At 73.0% G+C, this 18,845-nt stretch carries 17 protein-coding genes; 3 read left to right on the plus strand and 14 right to left on the minus strand.

All coding sequences use genetic code 11. The annotated features are described in order from the left end of the window. Positions 1–17: 17 nt before the first annotated feature. The 5 genes from ACIQVL_RS12150 to ACIQVL_RS12170 all read right to left on the minus strand — a co-directional run bounded on the left by ACIQVL_RS12150 (position 18) and on the right by ACIQVL_RS12170 (position 3,837). Positions 18–422, minus strand: coding sequence for a TadE/TadG family type IV pilus assembly protein (locus ACIQVL_RS12150; protein WP_403475245.1), 405 nt, complete (start codon positions 420–422; stop codon positions 18–20). Position 423: 1 nt separating this feature from the next. Next, on the minus strand, positions 424–753 hold the full coding sequence (locus tag ACIQVL_RS12155; RefSeq protein WP_403441224.1) for a pilus assembly protein: 330 nt from the start codon (positions 751–753) through the stop codon (positions 424–426). A gap of 167 nt (positions 754–920) precedes the next feature. Next, on the minus strand, positions 921–2,183 hold the full coding sequence (locus tag ACIQVL_RS12160) for a CpaE family protein (RefSeq protein ID WP_403443703.1): 1,263 nt from the start codon (positions 2,181–2,183) through the stop codon (positions 921–923). A gap of 12 nt (positions 2,184–2,195) precedes the next feature. Further along, positions 2,196–2,900, minus strand: a complete 705-nt coding sequence (gene cpaB, locus ACIQVL_RS12165; RefSeq protein WP_403443700.1) for a Flp pilus assembly protein CpaB — start codon at positions 2,898–2,900, stop codon at positions 2,196–2,198. 76 nt (positions 2,901–2,976) lie between these two features. Beyond that, a complete protein-coding gene (locus ACIQVL_RS12170) occupies positions 2,977–3,837 on the minus strand; it encodes a hypothetical protein (protein ID WP_403475246.1) in 861 nt (286 codons plus the stop codon). A gap of 280 nt (positions 3,838–4,117) precedes the next feature. Here ACIQVL_RS12170 and ACIQVL_RS12175 point away from each other — a divergent pair, with 280 nt between their 5' ends. After that, on the plus strand, positions 4,118–5,842 hold the full coding sequence (locus ACIQVL_RS12175; protein ID WP_403475247.1) for a chitinase: 1,725 nt from the start codon (positions 4,118–4,120) through the stop codon (positions 5,840–5,842). Between the two features lie 58 nt (positions 5,843–5,900). Here ACIQVL_RS12175 and ACIQVL_RS12180 read toward each other — a convergent pair whose 3' ends face one another. The 8 genes from ACIQVL_RS12180 to ACIQVL_RS12215 form a co-directional block, all read right to left on the minus strand. Next, positions 5,901–6,383, minus strand: coding sequence for an ATP-binding protein (locus ACIQVL_RS12180; protein WP_403443693.1), 483 nt, complete (start codon positions 6,381–6,383; stop codon positions 5,901–5,903). 104 nt (positions 6,384–6,487) lie between these two features. Continuing rightward, positions 6,488–7,408: an anti-sigma factor RsbA family regulatory protein gene (locus ACIQVL_RS12185; RefSeq protein WP_403443690.1), complete on the minus strand. Its 921-nt coding sequence runs from the start codon at positions 7,406–7,408 to the stop codon at positions 6,488–6,490. A 15-nt stretch (positions 7,409–7,423) separates the two neighbouring features. Then, entirely contained in the window at positions 7,424–9,784 is a 2,361-nt protein-coding gene (locus tag ACIQVL_RS12190) for an ATP-binding protein (protein ID WP_403475248.1), read from the minus strand. 250 nt (positions 9,785–10,034) lie between these two features. After that, a complete protein-coding gene (locus ACIQVL_RS12195; RefSeq protein ID WP_403475249.1) occupies positions 10,035–10,748 on the minus strand; it encodes a hypothetical protein in 714 nt (237 codons plus the stop codon). A gap of 65 nt (positions 10,749–10,813) precedes the next feature. After that, on the minus strand, positions 10,814–12,292 hold the full coding sequence (locus ACIQVL_RS12200; protein WP_403443682.1) for a GntP family permease: 1,479 nt from the start codon (positions 12,290–12,292) through the stop codon (positions 10,814–10,816). A gap of 123 nt (positions 12,293–12,415) precedes the next feature. Beyond that, positions 12,416–12,826 (minus strand): RidA family protein, encoded by a 411-nt coding sequence (locus tag ACIQVL_RS12205; RefSeq protein WP_403443679.1) that lies wholly within the window; start codon positions 12,824–12,826, stop codon positions 12,416–12,418. After that, a complete protein-coding gene (locus tag ACIQVL_RS12210) occupies positions 12,823–13,590 on the minus strand; it encodes an IclR family transcriptional regulator (protein WP_403475250.1) in 768 nt (255 codons plus the stop codon). The genes ACIQVL_RS12205 and ACIQVL_RS12210 overlap by 4 nt, the downstream gene beginning before the upstream one ends. Further along, positions 13,587–14,780: a sugar kinase gene (locus ACIQVL_RS12215; RefSeq protein ID WP_403475527.1), complete on the minus strand. Its 1,194-nt coding sequence runs from the start codon at positions 14,778–14,780 to the stop codon at positions 13,587–13,589. The genes ACIQVL_RS12210 and ACIQVL_RS12215 overlap by 4 nt, the downstream gene beginning before the upstream one ends. Positions 14,781–14,974: 194 nt before the next feature. Between ACIQVL_RS12215 and ACIQVL_RS12220 the strand changes: the two genes are divergently transcribed. Both ACIQVL_RS12220 and ACIQVL_RS12225 read left to right on the plus strand, forming a co-directional pair. Continuing rightward, positions 14,975–16,252, plus strand: a complete 1,278-nt coding sequence (locus ACIQVL_RS12220) for an amino acid deaminase (RefSeq protein ID WP_403443674.1) — start codon at positions 14,975–14,977, stop codon at positions 16,250–16,252. Positions 16,253–16,260: 8 nt separating this feature from the next. Further along, a complete protein-coding gene (locus tag ACIQVL_RS12225; RefSeq protein ID WP_403475251.1) occupies positions 16,261–17,871 on the plus strand; it encodes an amidohydrolase family protein in 1,611 nt (536 codons plus the stop codon). Positions 17,872–17,975: 104 nt separating this feature from the next. Here ACIQVL_RS12225 and ACIQVL_RS12230 read toward each other — a convergent pair whose 3' ends face one another. Further along, positions 17,976–18,809 (minus strand): trypsin-like peptidase domain-containing protein, encoded by an 834-nt coding sequence (locus ACIQVL_RS12230; RefSeq protein ID WP_403443669.1) that lies wholly within the window; start codon positions 18,807–18,809, stop codon positions 17,976–17,978. Positions 18,810–18,845: the final 36 nt, after the last annotated feature.

Consider the following 18,845-nt stretch of genomic DNA (forward strand, 5'->3'; position numbering starts at 1 on the left):
GTTGCCGTGCTCCTCGTTCAGTGGTCGACGGGCATCGTGGCGGACTTGGTGGCGTTGCCGAGGTCCCAGACGATCTTGGGGATGTGGACCGTGGCGGTGACGGTGACCGAGTCGCCGCCGCCGGAGGTCGCGCAGCTCACGTCGATCCCGCTGCTGACCGCGGACGCGCAGGCGGCGCCGGCGTCCTCCCGCAGCGAGGCGGCGCGTGCCCCCGCCCGTGCCGCCGTACCGGCCTGTTCGGCGGCGTAGGCGACGGCGCCGAGCTGGATGCCGGCCAGGCCGACGATCAGGAGGATCGGGAGGAAGCCGAGGTACTCGACGGCGACCTGGCCGCCGTCGCGGTCGCGGTGCTGCCGACGGGGAAGACGGAAGCGTGGAAGGCCGAGGCGTGGAGGACGGGGGCGTGGAGGACGGGGGCGCATCTCAGTTCTTCACCTCCTCGACGGTGCCGGCGTGGCCGTGCACGGTGACGGGGAAGTCGACGGAGCCGGGGAAGAGGACCGGGACGCGCAGGTAGACGTCCGCGGTCACCGTGCCGGTCCCACCGCACTGTCTCACCTCGGCGCCCGCCCGCCAGGAGCCGGAGAGGTCCTCCAGCGCGGCGCGCTGACAGGCGGCGAAGCGTTCCCCGCGGGGGACGGCGGTGCCCGCCCGTACGCCCTCGTCGGCGGCGTTGCCCGCGAGGGTGAAGGCGTAGCCGACGAGGACGGCCTGCCACATGAGCACCAGGGTGAGGATGATGACCGGGGTCATGCCGAGGAGTTCGATGCTGACTTGTCCGCGGTCGGCTGCGGGGGCGTGGGGGTTGCTCGCGCAGTTCCCCGCGCCCCTGAAGGGGCGCTCACCGCAGCGCCCTGCTTTCGGGGGCGCGGGGAACTGCGCGGCCCACCCCCACGCCCCCGCACCCGCCCACCGGCCCCTCACGGCAGCTCCTTCCGTCGCCGGAACCCCACCGCCGCCCGCTCCCCGCCCCTGGCCCGTGCCCCGGACCGGCGTGGCGGTGCCGTCTCCCCCGACCTGACCAGTCCGAGCTCCCCGGCCAGCCCCCAGATCGCCTGCTTCACGGTGCTCCGCGCGTCCAGCTCGTGCATGCGGCCCGCGTCGACCGCGCCCTGGAGTTCCTTGAAGTTGGCAGGGATCGGGGTGCCCGCCATGGCCGTCCCGGTGATGCGGGCGATCAGCGCCGGCTGGATCTCCGTACCGCGCGTGTACCGGTTGACGACCACCGTCGTCTCCTCGGCCTTGCGGATCTGCAGCCGGTCCCACATCCGTACCGTCCGCTTCGCCGCCCGTACGGCGACCACGTCCGGTGTGGTGACCAGGAGGGCCAGGTCGGCGGACTCGACGGCCGCCGCGCTCGCCCCGCCGAGCTGGGCGCCGCAGTCGACGACCACCACCTCGTAGCGGGAGCGCAGGGCGCTGAGGATCTGGCGGGCGGCGCGGTCGGTGACCTCCTCGCCGCGTTCGCCCTCGGCGGGTGCGAGGAGCAGGGCGAGCCCGGAGTCGTGGCGGAAGACGGCCTCGGCCATGACCCGCGGGGAGATGTCGTTGACCGCGGCGAGGTCGGCGACCGAGCGGCGGAACTGGACGTCCAGGTAGGAGGCGACGTCGCCGGTCTGGAGGTCGAGGTCGACGAGGGCGGTGGAGTGTCCTGAGGCCTGGGCGGCGAGGGCGATCTGGACCGCGACGAGGGTGGCGCCGGTGCCGCCCTTCGCGCCGCTGACGGTGACGACGGTGCCGCCGACGCCGGCGAAGACGTCGGCGCCGTGGCCGAGGTGGCGCCGTACGCCCGTGGACCACTGGGCGACGGCCTGCACGCGGCCGGCCAGCTCCTCGTAGCTCAGCGGGAGGCCGACCAGGCCGCGGGCGCCGGAGTCCATGGCGGCGGCGAACAGGCCGGGGCTGGTGTCGGTGGTGACGAGGACGACGCCGACGGCGGGGAAGCGCAGGGCCACCTCGCGGATCAGTTCCAGCGCCGGTACCGGGCCGATGCGTTCGTGGACGACGACGACCTCGGGGAGTTCGTCGACGGACTCGGCGGCGGACCGGGCGAGGGTGTCGACGAGCCCGGTGGAGTCGACGACGGGGGCCAGCGGTTCGGCGTCCGGGAGCTGGCTGAGCAGGGAGACCAGGGAGCGGACGGCGTCCGCGTCACCGACGGCGGGGAGGATCCTGATGGGCATGGAGGGCGCCTCTCACTTGTCCGTCGCGAGTTCGTAGGTGCGGTCCTTGTCCGGCACGGTGGTCGTCGTACCGGGCGCGACCAGGGCGAGCCGGACCCGCTGGGCGAAGGACTCCGCGTAGGTGAGGCGCTGGGCGTCGAGCGTGGACAGCGCGAAGGTGATGGGGACGGCGTCGCTGGGCTGCTGGTTCCTGTTGTCCGGGTCCACGTAGCTGAGCTGGGCGCCGACGTCCAGGACCCGGGCGTTGGTCACGATGATCTTCGACTGGTCGGGGTCGCTCTGCTGCTTGCCCTCGAAGGTGGCGTAGACGTTGACCCGCGAGCCCGGGGTGATCTTGCCGGCCACCCCGGTGGCCGCGTCGATCATGATGGCGACCTCCTGCTCGCCCGGCTTCAGCTCGGGCTGGTCGACGATCATGTCGGTCTGGAGCAGCGAGCCCTTCTTCAGCGCGGTGACCGCGATCTTGCCCTGGATCTGGCTGAGGCTGGTGACCGCGTTGGCGGACAGCCAGCGCTTGGGCAGCGAGATCTTCCGGAACTGGTTCGGGCTCAGCGTGGTGTACGGCGTGACGTCGGAGCGGAGTTCGTACGCGGTGACCTTGGGGCCGACCTCGGACTTCGCGTTGTCGATGACCGAGAGCACGCCGGCGAACGCGGCGAGCGCGCAGAGCACCGACAGGATCAGGAGTATCACGCCGCGGCGCTGACGGGAGTTCATGGACCGTGCGACCTCATCGGGGAAGCGGTGGGAGTGGGGGAACCGAGCAGTGGGTGGTACGGGTCGGCCCGGGGTGTCAGGCGGGCGTCCGCTGTTCCAGCGCGCGGGGCGCCGGCGGGTCGTAGTCGGGCGGGGTGGCGGAGCAGAAGACGCAGCGGTCGCCGATGACGTCGATGCCGCACCAGTGGCAGCTGGTCTGCCGTACCGAGGTGACCAGTTGGTAGAGGACCGACAGGTCGGCGAGGTAGCTGGTGAACTCGATCATCCGGCCGGTGCCCCACCACACGGCGGACTCGGCGGGCAGCGGGGTCTCGCGCAGGCCGTGTGCGCCCCAGGCCTTGGCGAGGCCGCCGATCCAGTCGGACTGCAGCTGTCCTCTGGCGACCAGCATCCAGGTGCTGAACTCGGGGCCGTTCAGGACGGCCTCGGGGGCGATCCGGACCAGTTGCGGTTCGGGGTGGGCGACGACGCCGAACTGGCTGCCGGGCATCCAGGACTTGGCGTGCGCCTTGAGGCCGACCGGGACGCGGTCCAGCTTGGCGACGGAGCCGAGGACGGCGCCGGAGTGGATGTAGTGGGTGAGCAGCCGGCCGGCCGACGCGAGGACGCCGGGGCTGAGGTCGCAGGAGGCCAGCTGGCGCAGCTGCCGGGCCAGGACGGCGATGCCGAGCGGCGGCAGGTCGGGGCGGAACAGTGCGATCCGGTCGCTCTCCAGGAGGGAGCGCAGGGTGTGCAGGCGCCGGACCACGGCCTCCGGCACGGCGTCCGAGTAGACGACGACCACGTGTCCGTGCTGCTCGATGAGGCCCACGAACTCGGCGAGGGTGTGGTCGAGGGGCCGCTGGTCGAGGTCCTTCAGGACGACCGCGGGCATGGTCCGCTCGTCCTGGACGGGCAGCGCCATGTCGGCACTGGTCACGGCAATGGCAGTTGGCACGCGCAGCTCCCCGCTCTTCACACCCGGCGGCCCACCGGTGTTACTCCAATGAGCCGGGACGACTTCATTGCGTGACTTCCTCAGCACTGTAACCACGCGTCTGTGACCGGAGAACAGCGTTTGTGCAGCTGTCTGGGATCCGTGACCACACAAGTGACTTCAAAACGGGACAGGTTGTGCATATGACCGGGGCTCGTTCGGCCCCGCGGGGACTTCCCGGACCTTTGAATTTGGTCTGGACCTATTGACACGTGAATTGGTCTGGACCACCTTGATTGTCATGCCCAGACTCATCCCCCGGCTCGCGTCCCGGCATGCCGGACAGCGACGCATCCGCATCTGGTCGGCCGTGGCCTCCCTCGCCACGGCACTCGCGATGGCGGGGCTGGCCTCCGCGCCGGCCTCCGCCGCCGACGTCAACAACGTGAAGAACCCCGGCTTCGAGTCGGGCCTGTCCAACTGGACCTGTTCCGCGGGCAGCGGGACGACGGTCTCCTCCCCCGTGCACTCCGGCGCCGCCGCGCTGAAGGCGACCCCGGCCGGGCAGGACTACGCCCAGTGCAGCCAGACGGTGGCGGTGAAGGCCAACTCCACATACACGCTGAGCGCGTGGGTGCAGGGCTCCTACACCTACCTCGGCGTCACCGGCACCGGCACCACGGACGTGTCGACCTGGACCCCGAACACCGCCTGGACGCAGCTGTCGACGACCTTCACCACCGGCGCCTCGACCACCTCGGTGACGGTCTGGACGCACGGCTGGTACGGCCAGCCCGCCTACTACGCCGACGACGTCTCGGTCTACGGCCCCGACGGCGGGGGCGGCTCCGACCCGGCCCCGACCGTCCCGGCGACCCCGGCCGGCCTCGCGGTATCGGGTACGACGTCGTCCTCCGCGTCCCTCTCCTGGAGCGCGGTGTCGGGCGCGACCGGCTACAACGTCTACCAGAACGGCACCAAGGTCTCGGCGGTCACCGGCGCCTCGGCGACGGTCACCGGGCTCGCGGCCTCGACGTCGTACTCGTTCCAGGTCACGGCGACCAACTCGGCCGGTGAGTCGGCGAAGTCGTCGGCGGTGACGGCGACCACGACCGCGTCCGGCGGCAACGGCGGCGGCTCGCTGCCCAAGCACGCGGTGACCGGCTACTGGCAGAACTTCAACAACGGCGCCACCGTCCAGAAGATCGCGGACGTGCCGTCCTCGTACGACATCATCGCCGTCGCCTTCGCGGACGCGACCAGCACCCCGGGCGCGGTGAGCTTCACCCTCGACTCCGCCGGGCTCGGCGGGTACACGGTCGACCAGTTCAAGGCCGACATCCAGGCCAAGAAGGCGGCCGGCAAGAAGGTCATCATCTCGATCGGCGGCCAGAACGGCACCATCTCGGTGAGCGACTCGGCCTCCGCGACGAACTTCGCCAACTCCGTGTATTCGCTGATGCAGACGTTCGGGTTCGACGGCGTCGACATCGACCTGGAGAACGGCATCAACGCCACCTACATGAGCCAGGCGCTGCGCTCGCTGTCGTCGAAGGCGGGCTCCTCGCTGATCATCACGATGGCCCCGCAGACGATCGACATGCAGTCGACGTCCAACGGGTACTTCCAGACGGCCCTGAACATCAAGGACATCCTCACGGTCGTCAACATGCAGTACTACAACAGCGGTTCGATGCTGGGCTGCGACGGCAAGGTGTACAGCCAGGGCTCGGTGGACTTCCTGACCGCGCTCGCCTGCATCCAGCTCCAGGGCGGTCTGGCGCCGTCCCAGGTGGGCCTCGGCCTGCCGGCGTCGACCAGCGCGGCGGGCAGCGGCTACGTGTCGCCCACGGTCGTCAACAACGCTCTCGACTGCCTGACCAAGCTCACCAACTGCGGCTCGTTCAAGCCGTCGACGGCCTACCCCGACCTGCGGGGCGCGATGACCTGGTCGACGAACTGGGACGCGGCGGCCGGGAACGCGTGGTCGTCCTCGGTGGGCGCCCACGTGCACGCACTGCCGTAACGACAGGTGAGTGGACTCCGGCGGCTGGGCAGGCCGCCGGAGTCGGGGCTGTGCGGTGCTACGGCTGTCGCCGACCGCAGCCGTCGCACCCGCAGGTGCCGAGCTCGAACCACACGGTCTTGCCCGGCCCGTCCTGGTGGCAGCCCCAGCGCCGGGCAAGCGCATCCACCAGGTACATCCCTCTGCCGCCCTCCGCGAGGCCCGCCTCCAGCAGCCGCGGCGGGCGGCGGTCCTCGTCGGCGACCTCGCAGCGCAGCACCCCGTGCGAGGCCGCCAGGGTGAGCCGGAACCGGGTCGCCGCATGGCACAGGGCGTTCGCGGCCAGCTCCCCGACCAGCAGTTCGCACACGTAGGCGACCTCGTCCTGCTCCGCGAGCCCCCACTCCTCCAGCTGCCGCCGCACCGCCGCGCGCGCCTCGCCGGCCGCCGTGGGCCGGGGGTCGTACTCGACGCTCAGATGACCGGCCCGGGTCGGCGGCTGCGGGTACGCGGCGTACTGGGGGTCGGGATCCGGGAACCGGCTCCCGGCGGGCAGCAGCATGCCTCCCAGCCTGCCCGGACCCGTCTCCCCGCACACGGGGAGGAATACCTGATCCGGTACCCGCGTATGCGCCGCCGCGGGGGTACGCGCGTACGGCGTCTCGCTCACGCGTACTGGACGCGGATCTTCGCCCCGTCCCCCGGCGCCCCGTCCCGGACATCGACGTACGCGCACACCTGGCGCGTGAACCACAGCCCCTGCCCCGGCTCCGGTTCCGCGCCGGACGGCGGCACGAAGCCGGCCAGCGGGTCCGCCACCGCCCGGCACAGCCGCAGCTCGCAGACGCAGGCCGGGGCCTCGCCCCAGGCGAGGACCTCGACCACCGGCCCGTGCGCGTCGGCCGCCGCGCCGACGGCCCGGCCGAACAGCCCGGCGTCCACGGCCGGCAGCCCGCGCCCGGCGGCCCAGGACCGGACCGCCTCCGGCGCGGGCAGCCGGGCCGCGGACTGCGGCGGCGGGGGCAGTGGCACGGCGTCCAGCTCGCGCACCAGCACCGGCGGCTGCTCGTACACCCCCGTACCCGGGTGGGCCCTGCGGGCCGCGTCGACGACGGCCGGGCCCGCCGTGCGGGTGTCGTACGCACACAGGGCGGTGGTCGCGAAGGGGGCGAACAGGAGGTTCGCGAGGGACTCGTAGCGGATCCACTCGGTGCTCTCGCGCGCCGAACGGCCCGCGCGCCCCGCCCAGTCGGGCTCCATGAGGAGGTGCACACGGCCGCCCGGCCCGGCGTTCGCGGCGAGGTAGCCGGCGCCCTGGGCCACGGCGTTGGCGGCCGTGCCGGTGTACCAGTCGGTGTGGTCGATGAAGCCGACGTCCCGGGCGTCGCTGCCGAGCGCGTCGCGCAGGGCGGCCAGCAGGCCCGGGGCGGCGATGGCGACGGGCGGGGGCTCGTCGGGGGCGGCGAGGCCCTCGGCGAGGAAGGGCAGCGCGGCGGCGACGAACGCGTCGTCCGAGCCGAACACGGCCATCCGGTGGTCGAACTGCCCGTGGGCCGCGGCGGGGCGCGCCCCCGTACTGGTACTCATCGGGTCTCCTGTGCGTCAGCGCCGGGCGGTCACCCAGGCGGCGATCTGGCTGCGGTTGCTGAAGCCGAGCTTGCCGAGGATGCGTTCCACATGGCCCTCGGCGGTGCGGCGGGCGATGACCAGCCGGTCGGCGATCTGCTGGTTGCCGAGTCCCTCGGCGACCAGCTCGGCGACCTGGGTCTCACGGCGGGTGAGCCGGGCGGGCGCCGTCCGCGACTCGGGCTGCCGCGGCGGCGGCTGCGGCTGCTCGTCCAGCGCGTACGCCACGGCCTGCGCGAGACCGAACGCCGCGCCCCGGCCGTACGCCCGCTCGTACCCGCCCTGTCCCAGGGCGGCGCGGGCGTGGGTCTCGCAGTCGCGGCGGGCCGAGTTGAGGGCGGTGGAGCCCCAGCGGTCGCGGTCGATGTCGGACCAGACGCGGTCGGCGCCGCCGAGCAGGACGGCGGTGCGCTCGGCGTCGCCCAGGCCGTCGGCGATCCTCGCCAGCAGGTCGAGGGTGAGCCCGATGCCGATGACGTCGTGGACCTCGCGTTTGCGGCGCAGCGCCTCGCGGGCGCGGGGCTCGGCCTGACGCCAGTCGGCGCGGACCGCGTGGGCGAGGGCGAGGATGCGCAGGACGTAGGAGCGGACCCAGTCCTCACCGTGCGCCTCGCACAGGCCGAGCGCCCGCTCGCAGACGGCGGCGGCCCGGTCGGCCTGCCCCAGGAGGGCGTACGCGCAGGCCAGTTCGACCAGGTCCAGGCCGTGCAGGCTGAGGTGCTGGCCGGGTACTTGGCCGCGGGCGACGGTGGTCTCGTAGTGGGCGCGGGCGGCGTCCAGGTCGTCGGCGAAGAGCTGGACCACGCCGATGACGTAGTCGGCGTGGGCGGCCTCCGCCGGGTCGCCGAGCCGCTCGGCGAGGTCACGGGCCTCGCGGGCGCGGCACAGGCCCCGGGTGAGGTCCTCGGGACTGCCGGCGAGCAGCGCGGAGAGCCACAGGGCGCGGGCGCGGCCGGCGGTCGGGGCGGGGTTGGCGTCGAGGGCGCGGTCGAGCCAGTAACGGCCCTCGCGCGGGGCGCCGCAGGCATGCCAGTAGAACCAGAGGGTGCCCGCGAGCCGCAGCCCGGCACCGGCCTCGCCCGGGGTGGTGAGGCTGAAGTCGAGGGCGGCGCGCAGGTTGTCCTGGTCGGCGCGGAGCCGGGCCACGATCTCCCGCTGACCCGGCCCGAACCAGGCGGCCTCGCAGGCGCCGGCGTGGAGCTGGACGTGGTCGCGGTGCCGGCGCCGGGCGGCGTCCTCCGCACCGGGCTGCTCCCTGAGCCGGTCCAGGCCGTAGTGGCGGAGGGTGTCGAGGAGCCGGTAGCGGGCGCCGCCGCCGTCCGGGGTCTCCTCCCGGACCAGCACGGACTTGTCGACGAGCCCGGCGACGGCTTCGAGGATGTCGAGCGGTTCCGGCTCCCGGGCGGCGGGGCCGGACCCCCGGCCCGCGGCCGCGGGTTCGCGGCACACCGCCTCGGCCGTCTCCAGGTCGAAGCCGCCGGCCAGCACCGACAGCCGGGCCCACGCCGACTGCTCGTGCGGGGTGCAGAGTTCGTGGCTCCAGTCGACGGCCGCGCGGAGCGTGCGGTGGCGGGGCAGGGCCGCCGGGCTGCCGGCGGAGAGGAGGCGGTAGCGGTCGTCGAGGCGGGCGAGGAGCTGGTCGAGGCCGAGGACACGCATCCGGACGGCGGCGAGTTCGATGGCGAGCGGGAGCCCGTCGAGGCGGCGGCACAGGCGGGCCACGGCGGCACGGTTGGCGGGGGTGAGCCGGAAGCCGGGGAGCACGGCGGCGGCGCGGTCGGCGAAGAGGGCGAGGGCCGGGTGCGACTCGGCGGCGGAGAGGTCTCCGTCCGGGTCGGGGACCGGCAACGGCCGTACCTCCATGAGGTGTTCCTCGGTGAGGCCGAGGCGGTGCCGGCTGGTGGCGAGGATGCGGACGCCGGTGGTGCCGCGCAGCAGGGCCGCGGCCAGGCCGGCGCAGGCGGCGAGCAGATGCTCGCAGTTGTCGACGACGAGGAGCAGGCGGCGGTCGCGGAGCCGCTCCACCAGCGCGTCCAGGGGCGGCCGGTCGGAGTGGTCGTGCAGGCCGAGGGCGTCGGCGGCGGCCAGCGGGACGAGTGCCGGGTCGTGCAGGCCGGCGAGGGCGACGTAGCGGACGCCGTCGGGGAAGGCGCGTTCGACACGGGCGGCGACATGGGCGGCGAGCCGGGTCTTGCCGACCCCGCCGGGGCCGGTGAACGTGACCAGGCGGGCCTTGGCCAACAGCTCACGGCCCGCGGCCTGTTCGGCTCTCCGGTCGACGAAGCTGGTCGTCTCGACCGGCAGCTGGCAGCCCTCGCGCGGCGCCGATCCGCCCATGATCAGCCAGCCCTCCTCCAGACCGTCCGACCACGTTCTCCCGGCGGACCGGGAGAACGCACACGGGCGTCACGCGGGTGGGTGCACTTCGGCGGGGGCCGCTTGCGGCGGCGGGTACGCGCGTACACTGCGCGGCCGCTGCGCACGGCCGGCGCGTCCCGTCGCGGGAGCCGGGCGCGGGACAGGGCACCGGCTCCGGCCGTGGGGCAGCCACCAGGGCCGGAGCGGCTCGATCGCGGACGGGGCGGGACTACTCCTTGCCGAGGACCTTGTCCTCGGCCTTGTCCTCGGCCTTGTCCTCGACCTTGTCCTCGACCTTGTCCTCGACCTCGGCTTCGTCCGTGGCCTCGGCCTCGGCCTGGTCCTGCGCCTCGGCGTCCGCCTCGGTGAAGCCCTCGTCCTCGTCCCCGTCTTCCGTACCGTCGTCGAAGTACGCGTCGAGGACCTTGTCCAGCTGCTCCTCCCACTCCTTGAAGCGGGAGCGGGACGTCGCCTCGATCTCGATGGGGTACCAGCGGCGCTCCGGCATGTGGACGGTGATCGTGAACCGCTTGCCGAAGCGCGGCGCCTCGGTCTCGACCGCACCGATCTCGTCCCAGCGGAACTCGCACTTCTCCTCGTCGAGGCTGAGGTGCACGCCCTGGTGGTCGGCCACTATCCGGGCGCGCCGGTCGGCGGCCTCGAAGACGGGGCCCGCGGGGGTCTCCTCGTCGTCCGTGGCGTCCGCGGCGTCGGCGTCCGTCGCGGCGTCGGCGTCCGCCGTGGCCCCGGCATCGGCCGCGGGCGCGGGTTCCGCCGCCGCCTCCGCCTGCTCGGTCTGCTCCGGCCGGGCGTCCTCCGCCTCCGCCTCCGCCTTCGCGTCCGCGGGCTCGGCGGACGCGGGTGAGGTGAGCCCGGGGATGAAGGCCGGGTCGAATCCGGCGCCCTCCAGGGGCTGACTGTTGGCTCCTATGCGCTGCTCCACAGCGGGCAGTATGGTCCAAGAACCTGTGCCGGACACAGCCAGCCCCGGACTTCGTTATCAGACGCCTACACGAAGACGCCGAGGACGCCCGCCACCGCGAACCCCGCGACCGACAGCACCGTCTCCAGCACGGTCCAGGTCTTCAGGGTGTCCCGCTCGCTGATGCCGAAGTACTTGGCCACCATCCAGAATCCGCCGTCGTTGACGTGCGAGGCGAAGATGGAGCCGGCCGAGATGGACATGATGACGAGGGCGACGAAGGCCTGGGAGTGGTGGCCCTCGGTGAGGAGCGGGGCGACGATGCCGGCCGTCGTCACGATCGCCACCGTCGCGGAGCCCTGGGCGACCCGCAGCACCACCGAGATCAGGTACGACAGGACGATCACCGGGAGCCCGACACCGTGGAAGGTGTCGGAGAGGGCCTGGGCGACGCCGCTCGCCTTCAGTACGGCGCCGAAGATCCCGCCCGCGCCAACCACCAGCAGGATGTTGCCCACCGGCTTGAGGGACGCGGTCGACACGGTCTCCAGGGACTTGCGGGACCAGCCGCGCCGGATGCCGAGCAGGTAGTAGGCGAGGACCAGGGCGATGGTGAGGGCGACCATCGGCGTGCCGAAGAACTCGAGGACCGAGCGGCCGGTGGAGGGGTCCAGGGCGATGGAGGAGAAGGTCGCGGCGAGGATGAGGACGAGGGGTGTGCCGATGATGGCGAGGACCGTGCCGAGCGGCACCGGCTTCTCCTGGGGTTCCACTCCCGCCGCCCGCTGCTCCGCCACCACCGCCTGCCTGGCCTCCTCGGCCGCCTCGACCATGTCCTGCGGTACGGCGACGAAGATCCGCCTGCCGATCCACGCCGAGTACGCCCACGCGGCCAGCACCGCCGGGATGCCGCAGACGACGCCCATGAGGATGACCCAGCCGAGCTGGACGTGCAGCAGCGCGGCGGCGGCCACCGGGCCGGGGTGTGGCGGCAGGAAGGCGTGGGTCATGGAGAGGCCGGCGAGGAGGGGGAGGCAGTACAGGAGGATCGACTTGCCGCCGCGCTTGGCCGCCGCGTAGACGAGGGGGGCCAGGACGAAGATGCCGACGTCGAAGAAGACGGGGATGCCGAAGATCAGGCCGGTCAGGCCCATGGCGAGCGGGGCCCGCTTCTCCCCGAACAGGTTGAGCAGACGGGTCGCCAGGACCTCGGCACCGCCGCTGACTTCGAGGATCGCGCCGAGCATCGTGCCGAGCCCGATGATGATCGCGACGTGGCCGAGGATGCCGCCCATGCCGGACTCGACGGTGGAGACGGCGTCCGAGCGCTGGACGGTGCCGAACAGCTCGGTGACCGAGAGCCCGGCGAGCAGGCCGACGGCTATGGAGACGGCGAGGAGGGCCACGAAGGGCTGGAGCCGCGCCTTGATGATGAGGAAGAGGAGCAGGGCGATGCCGATGGCGGCGACCGTGAGGAGGCCGGCGGTGCCGTCGAGGAGGAGGAGCAGGCCTCCGGTGTGGGGTGGGGTGGTGGGGGCGGTGGGGGCGGCGAGCGGTAGGGACATGTGGGGGTCCTCTGCGTAAGGGCATGGGGCTTTCGGGCAGGGGGCATCGCGGCACGGCGGCCCGAGCGGGCGCCGCCGTGCCGTGACAGGCGTACGGTGTGCGGGAGTTGAGGGGTGTCGGCCTCAGCCGAGGACGGCGAGGGCGTCGATCTCGATGAGGAGGCCGGCAGGCAGACCGACGTACACGGTCGTGCGGGCGGCGGGCGGCGCGGTGAGGCCCTGCTCCTCGAAGTAGGCGTTGTAGATGCCGTTCATCTCGGCGAAGTGGTCCACGTCCGTCAGATAGACGCGGATCATCATTGCGTCGTCCCAGGAGGCGCCGCCCTCCTCCAGGATCGCCTTGACGTTGGCGAGGGTCTGCAGGGTCTGCTCACGCAGGGTGGGACCGGCCGGGGTCGGCGGCCTGCCCTCCTCGGCGGGCAGGAAGCCGACCTGGCCGGCGACCTGGAGGATGTTGCCCTTGCGGACGCCGTGCGAGAACTTCGCGGGCGGGGTGGTGTGGGTCGTGGGGGTGAGGGCGGTCTTCTCGGTCATCTGGTGCCGGCTTCCGTGATCGGTGTTCTGCCTGAGTACTCGCCGCTGATCGCGTCCGCCGTGCGGCGGACCTGCGGGAGCAGGGTGAGGAGTTCGTCGGCGGTGACGACGACGTTCGGCGCGGAGACCGACATCGCGGCGACGACCCGCCCGTCGGCGCCGCGGATGGGGGCCGCGACGCAGTTGATGGACTCCTCGTGGCCGCCGAGGTCGGTGGCCCAGCCCTGTTCGCGCACCCTGGCCAGTTCCCTGAGGAACGCCTCCGCGTTGGGCGTCGAACGGGCTGTGTACATGGGGTAGTCGAGCTTGTCGGCGAGGGCCCGCCGCTCGGGCTCGGGCAGGTCGGCGAGGAGCAGCTTGGCGACGGCGGCGACGGTGATGGCGACGGGCTTGCCGATCCGCGAGTACATGCGCACCGGGTAGCGGCTCTCGACCTTGTCGATGTAGAGGACCTCGCCCTCCTCGAACACGGCGAGGTGCACGGTGTGTCCGCAGGCCGTGTTGAGGCGGGCCAGGTGGGGGTGGGCGATCTCGCGGACGTCGAGGTTCTCCATCGCCTCCTGGGCGAGGGCGAAGAGGCGGGCGCCGAGGCGGTAGCGCTGGTCGGACTGGCGGTAGACGAGCCCGTGTTCGTGCAGGGTGCGCAGCAGCCGCAGCGCGGTCGACTTGTGCACGCCGAGTCGGTCGGCGACCTGGCCGAGGTCGGCGGGGCTCTCGGCGAGCAGCGGCAGGATGCTGAGCGCTCGGTCGACGGTCTGGCTCATGGGGTGCGTTCCTCCTCTTCGGCCGCGCCGGCTTCGGTCCAGCCGGGGCCGAGTCGAAGTCTCTCCCACCCGTCGGCGTCCAGGGCGGTCAGCCGGTCGGTGGTGTCGCGGTCGGGGGGCGGGGCGAGGTCGGCGGGGGTGGTGAGGGCGGCGGCGGCGAAGAGGTGTCCGAGCCGGAGCGTCTGCCGGACCGGCAGGCCGCGCAGGATGCCGGAGAGGAAACCGGCGGCGAAGGCGTCACCGGCGCCGACGGTGGCCACGACGTCGACGGCGGGGGCGGGTTCGAAGGTGCGGCCGGTGGGGGCCGGGGCGGGCGTTCCACTTGCCGGCGTTTGCGGGGTGCGGTCGGCGGGGGCTGGGCGGGGGTGGGTTTCACTCGCCCGCGCTTGCGGGGTGCCGCCGCGCCCACCCGTGCCGCCCTGCGGCACGCCTGCCCGCAGCTGGGTAGCTGTGAAGCGCCCCGTAAGGGGCACGGGGAACTGCGCGGCCAGCCCCCACCGGGCCGCGGGCGAAACGAAAGCTGTCGCCCCCTTCGCGGCCTGCTTCACGACCAGCACCCCCGGCTCCGGCAACACCTCCCGGATCCCCGTCGGCCCTCCCGTCACCCCCCACGCCTGCTCCGCCTCGTCCTCCCCCACGAACACGATGTCGGCCCGGCGGGCCAGCTCCAGCAGGACCTGCGAGCCGTCGCCCGAACCCCACAGCCCCGCCCGGTAGTTCACGTCGAACGACACCAGCGGCGGCCGTTCCCCGGCGGAAGCCGTCAGCTCGCGCAACAGCCCCAGGCAGCCCTCCGACAAGGCGGCCGTGATCCCCGACAGGTGCAGTACCCGGCCAGCCCGCACCGCCGCCAGGTCCACCGTCGCCGTCGACATCGCGGACGCCGCCGACCCCGCCCGGTAGTACGCGACCTCGTGCGCGTCCGTCGCCCGGTCCCCGGCCGTACGGAAGTACACCCCCGTCGGCCGCGCCGGATCCCGGCCCACGGCCGAGACGTCCACGCCGTGCGAGGCGACGGTCGCCAGCAGGTGGTCGCCGAACCCGTCCGCGCCGACCCGGCTGACCCAGCGCACGGCGTGCCCGGCGGCGGCCAGCGCGCACGCCACGTTGGACTCGGCGCCGCCGATCGCGCGGTCGAAGGACGGCACGTCCGCGAGCCGCCCCGGCCGGGTGGGCAGAAACGTGACCATGGACTCGCCGAGCGCGACGACGTCCACGGCGTCAACTGCGCCGGTGGCCTTCACGATGGTCGTGGCTCCTCGTCGTCGGGGAAGGGTCGCTGCGGGCTCCATTGACCCGGCGTTGGCGTGGATGTTAGACAGCGATAAGCGACATACGCAATGGACGTTGCAGAGAATGCAACCAACCTGATCAGGGAGGCTCCGTGTCCCTCGACACCGGCACCGAAGCGCTCGCCCGGCTCGCGGAGGAACGCGTCGACCACCGTTTCAAGGGCCTCCCGCCGGACGCCGAGGGCCTCACCGTCGGCGAACTGGCCGCCCAGCGCCGCAACCTGTTCACGGACGGCTTCGCGACCCCGGTACTGGCCCTGTCCGCCGAGCGCCTGGAGCACAACCTCGCGCTGATGGAGTCGTACACCGAACGGCACGGCCTGGCCTTCGCCCCGCACGGCAAGACCTCGATGGCGCCGCAGCTCTTCCACCGGCAGACCGGCCGCGGGGCGTGGGGCATCACCCTCGCCGTGCCGCACCAGGTCCGGGTGGCGCGGGCGTTCGGCACCCGTCGCGTCTTCCTCGCGAACGAGCTCGTGGACGCCCCGGCGCTCCGCTGGATCGCCGCCGAGCTGGAGCGCGACGCCGACTTCCGCTTCGTCTGCTACGTCGACTCCGTGCGCGGGGTCGAGCTGATGGACGCCGCGCTGCACGGGACCGGCCGCCCGGTGGACGTCGTGGTCGAGCTGGCCGCCGGGGAGGGCGCCCGGACCGGGGTGCGTACCGAGGCGGAGTGCGCGGCGGTCGCGGACGCGGTGGCCGGGACGCGGACGCTGCGGCTGGCCGGGGTGGCCGGGTACGAGGGCGAGGTCCCGCAGGCCGATCCGGACCGGGTGCACGCCTATCTGCGCCGGCTGGTCGCCCTCGCCGTCGAGTTCGACAAGGCGGGCCGGTTCGCGGGTCTGACGGAGATCGTGGTGAGCGCGGGCGGCAGCGCCTGGTTCGACGCGGTCGCGGACGTCTTCGCCGACATCCCCGAACTGTCCGCGCCCGTGCTGAAGTTGCTGCGCTCGGGCGCGTACGTCTCGCACGACGACGGCCGCTACCGGGACGTCACCCCCTTCAACCGGGTTCCCGAGGAGGGCGCCCTGGAGCCCGCCTTCCGGCTCTGGGCGCAGATCGTCTCCCGCCCCTCCCCTGAGCAGGCCTTCGCCAACGCGGGCAAGCGGGACGCGGCCTACGACCTCGACCTGCCCGTGGCCCAGGTGATCCGCCGGGCGGGCAGCGAGCGCCCGGCGACCGGCGTCTCGGTCACCGGCCTGTCCGACCAGCACGCCTGGCTGCGCACCGAGGCCGGGGCGGACCTGGAGGTCGGGGACTGGGTGGGCCTCGGCCTCTCCCACCCGTGCACCTCGTTCGACAAGTGGCAGCTGATCCCGGTGGCCGAGGCGGACGGGACGGTCGTCGACTACATCCGCACGTTCTTCTAGGAGGGGCCGTGGAGCAGCTCGTCATCCGGGACGCGGACGTCGTCGACGGCAGCGGGGAACCCGCCTACCGCGCCGACGTGGTGATCGACGGAGGCCGGATCGTGTCCATCGTCAAGGAGGCCGCGGCGGCGGGCTGCCAGCGCCCGCGGGCGGTGCGCGAGCTGGACGCGGAGGGCCTGGTCCTCTCCCCCGGCTTCGTCGACATGCACGCCCACAGCGACCTGGCCCTGCTGCGCGACCCCGACCACAGTGCGAAGGCCGCACAGGGGGTGACCCTGGAGGTGCTGGGCCAGGACGGCCTCTCGTACGCCCCGGTCGACGACCGCACGCTGGCGGAGGTCCGCGGCGCGATCGCCGGCTGGAACGGCTCGGGCGACGACATCGACGTCGACTGGCGGTCGGTGGGCGGATACCTGGACCGCCTCGACCGGGGCATCGCCGTCAACGCGGCCTACCTCGTCCCGCAGGGCACGGTCCGCGCGCTCGCCGTCGGCTGGGAGGACCGCGCGGCGACCCCGGCCGAGCTGGACCACATGCGCCGGCTGGTGGCCGAGGGCCTGGCCCAGGGCGCGGTCGGCCTGTCCTCCGGGCTCACCTACACCCCGGGCATGTACGCGCCGGACGCGGAACTGACCGAGCTGTGCCGGGTGGTGGCGGAGTACGGCGGCTACTACTGCCCGCACCACCGCTCCTACGGCGCGGGCGCCCTGGAGGCGTACGCGGAGATGGTGGCCCTGGCCCGGGAGGCCGGCTGCCCGCTCCACCTCGCCCACGCCACCATGAACTTCGGCGTGAACAAGGGCCGGGCCCCCGAACTGCTGGCCCTCCTCGACGAGGCCCTCGCCGCCGGCGCCGACATCACCCTGGACACCTATCCCTACACCCCCGGCAGCACGACCCTCGCGGCGATGCTGCCGAGCTGGGCCAACGAGGGCGGCCCGGCGGCGGCCCTGGCCCGCCTGGCGGACGACGACACGTCCGAACGCATCCGCCACCACCTGGAGGCCGTCGGCTCCGACGGCTGCCACGGCGTGCCCGTCGAGTGGGACACCATCGAGATCTCGGGCGTGGGCGACCCCGCGCTGACGGAGTTCGTCGGCCGGACGATCGAGGAGTCGGCGCGGCTGCGTGGCGAGCCCCCGTGGACGACGGCCCGGCACCTCCTCCTGACGGACCGCCTCGCCCCCTCGATCCTCCAGCACGTCGGCCACGAGGAGAACGTCCGCACGATCATGCGCCACCCGGTCCACACCGGCGGCTCGGACGGCATCCTCCAGGGCACGAAACCCCACCCCCGCGCCTACGGCACGTTCCCGCACTACCTCGGCCACTACGTGCGGGAGCTGGGCGTGCTCTCCCTGGAGGAGTGCGTCGCCCACCTCACCGCCCGCCCCGCGGCCCGGCTGCGCCTGCCGGACCGCGGCCTCGTACGCGAGGGCTACCGGGCCGACCTGGTCCTCTTCGACCCGCGGACGGTCGCGGCAGGCTCGACGTTCGACAACCCCCGCCAACTGCCGACGGGCATCCCGCACGTCCTGATCGACGGCCGCTTCGTCATCGAGGACGGCCGCCGCACGGACGCCCTGGCGGGCCGAGCAATCCGACGCACCCCGCTGTAGCGCCCCTGAAGGGGCGCGGGGCTGTATTCGATATGCGGCTCCGCCGCGTGGGCGCGACCGGCCCCCACCGACCCGCACCCGAAAACGGCGCCCCCAGCGAAGCGCTACGGCTTGGGCAGGGTGCAACCACTCGCGCTGAGGTTCAGCACGTTCCCCGTCGTGAAGCACGCCGGAATGATGTACGTCTCCTCGGCGTAGTTGATCCCCTGCCGCACCGTCACGTTCCCACTCTCGTCCACCTCGCACGGGTTGTCGACGGTGCACCGCTCCCCGTCCTCGTTGCCCGTGTTGTTGACGGCGACGACCTGCCCCGTGGTGGTGTCGATCACCGGCGACCCCGACGTCCCCCCGATCGTGTTGCACGCGGAGGTGTAGCGGACGGAGTCCTTCCAGGTCCAGTCGCCCTCCTTGAGCCGGTACACGAACCCGTCGATGCTGCAGCTGTAGATCGTCTTCCAGTAGCCGGAGACGACCTTGATGGCGGTGCCGGCGACGGGGTGACTGGCGTTGACGGTGAGCGGGCTGATGCCGTAGGAGCTCTTGATCGCCGCGTACGTCGTGGTGGTGCGGTAGATCGTGATGTCGGTGTCGGTCATCGTCGAGTAGACGACCTGGTTGGCGCGGAGCGTGGCGACCTTGGTGCCGGAGGAGTTGAGCAGGCCGAAGGTACGGCTGGAGGACTGGCCGGTGATGACCTCGCCGGGCTCCGGGAAGCCGGTCTCCAGGCAGTGGCCGTTGGTGAGGACCAGCGCCGGGTCGCTGTCCGCGGAGTTCGGGAAGCGGATGACGGAACCGGAGCAGTTGCTGAGCGAGACGGTGCCCGCGAAGTTGACGGTCACCGCGGCGGCCTTGGCCGTCTGCGGCGCTGCGACCGCCGGTGCCGTGCCGATCCCGGTGATGGCCAGGGAGGCGAGCGCGGCGACGAGAGGCTTGTTCATGTGGGGGTCCCCTCTATACGACGAGGTGACCGGAGA

It is taken from the genome of Streptomyces sp. NPDC090499, from assembly GCF_044769305.1.
In the GTDB taxonomy this organism is placed as follows: Bacteria; Actinomycetota; Actinomycetes; order Streptomycetales; family Streptomycetaceae; genus Streptomyces.

Coding starts and splice junctions, on each gene's coding strand:
- cpaB (WP_403443700.1), bottom strand. CDS start 2,900: ATGAACTCCCGTCAGCGCCGCGGCGTGATACTCCTGATCCTGTCGGTG.
- ACIQVL_RS12175 (WP_403475247.1), top strand. CDS start 4,118: ATGCCCAGACTCATCCCCCGGCTCGCGTCCCGGCATGCCGGACAGCGA.
- ACIQVL_RS12155 (WP_403441224.1), bottom strand. CDS start 753: ATGACCCCGGTCATCATCCTCACCCTGGTGCTCATGTGGCAGGCCGTC.
- ACIQVL_RS12205 (WP_403443679.1), bottom strand. CDS start 12,826: ATGACCGAGAAGACCGCCCTCACCCCCACGACCCACACCACCCCGCCC.
- ACIQVL_RS12160 (WP_403443703.1), bottom strand. CDS start 2,183: ATGCCCATCAGGATCCTCCCCGCCGTCGGTGACGCGGACGCCGTCCGC.
- ACIQVL_RS12150 (WP_403475245.1), bottom strand. CDS start 422: ATGCGCCCCCGTCCTCCACGCCCCCGTCCTCCACGCCTCGGCCTTCCA.
- ACIQVL_RS12185 (WP_403443690.1), bottom strand. CDS start 7,408: ATGAGTACCAGTACGGGGGCGCGCCCCGCCGCGGCCCACGGGCAGTTC.
- ACIQVL_RS12230 (WP_403443669.1), bottom strand. CDS start 18,809: ATGAACAAGCCTCTCGTCGCCGCGCTCGCCTCCCTGGCCATCACCGGG.
- ACIQVL_RS12210 (WP_403475250.1), bottom strand. CDS start 13,590: ATGAGCCAGACCGTCGACCGAGCGCTCAGCATCCTGCCGCTGCTCGCC.
- ACIQVL_RS12180 (WP_403443693.1), bottom strand. CDS start 6,383: ATGCTGCTGCCCGCCGGGAGCCGGTTCCCGGATCCCGACCCCCAGTAC.
- ACIQVL_RS12200 (WP_403443682.1), bottom strand. CDS start 12,292: ATGTCCCTACCGCTCGCCGCCCCCACCGCCCCCACCACCCCACCCCAC.
- ACIQVL_RS12215 (WP_403475527.1), bottom strand. CDS start 14,780: ATGGTCACGTTTCTGCCCACCCGGCCGGGGCGGCTCGCGGACGTGCCG.
- ACIQVL_RS12190 (WP_403475248.1), bottom strand. CDS start 9,784: ATGGGCGGATCGGCGCCGCGCGAGGGCTGCCAGCTGCCGGTCGAGACG.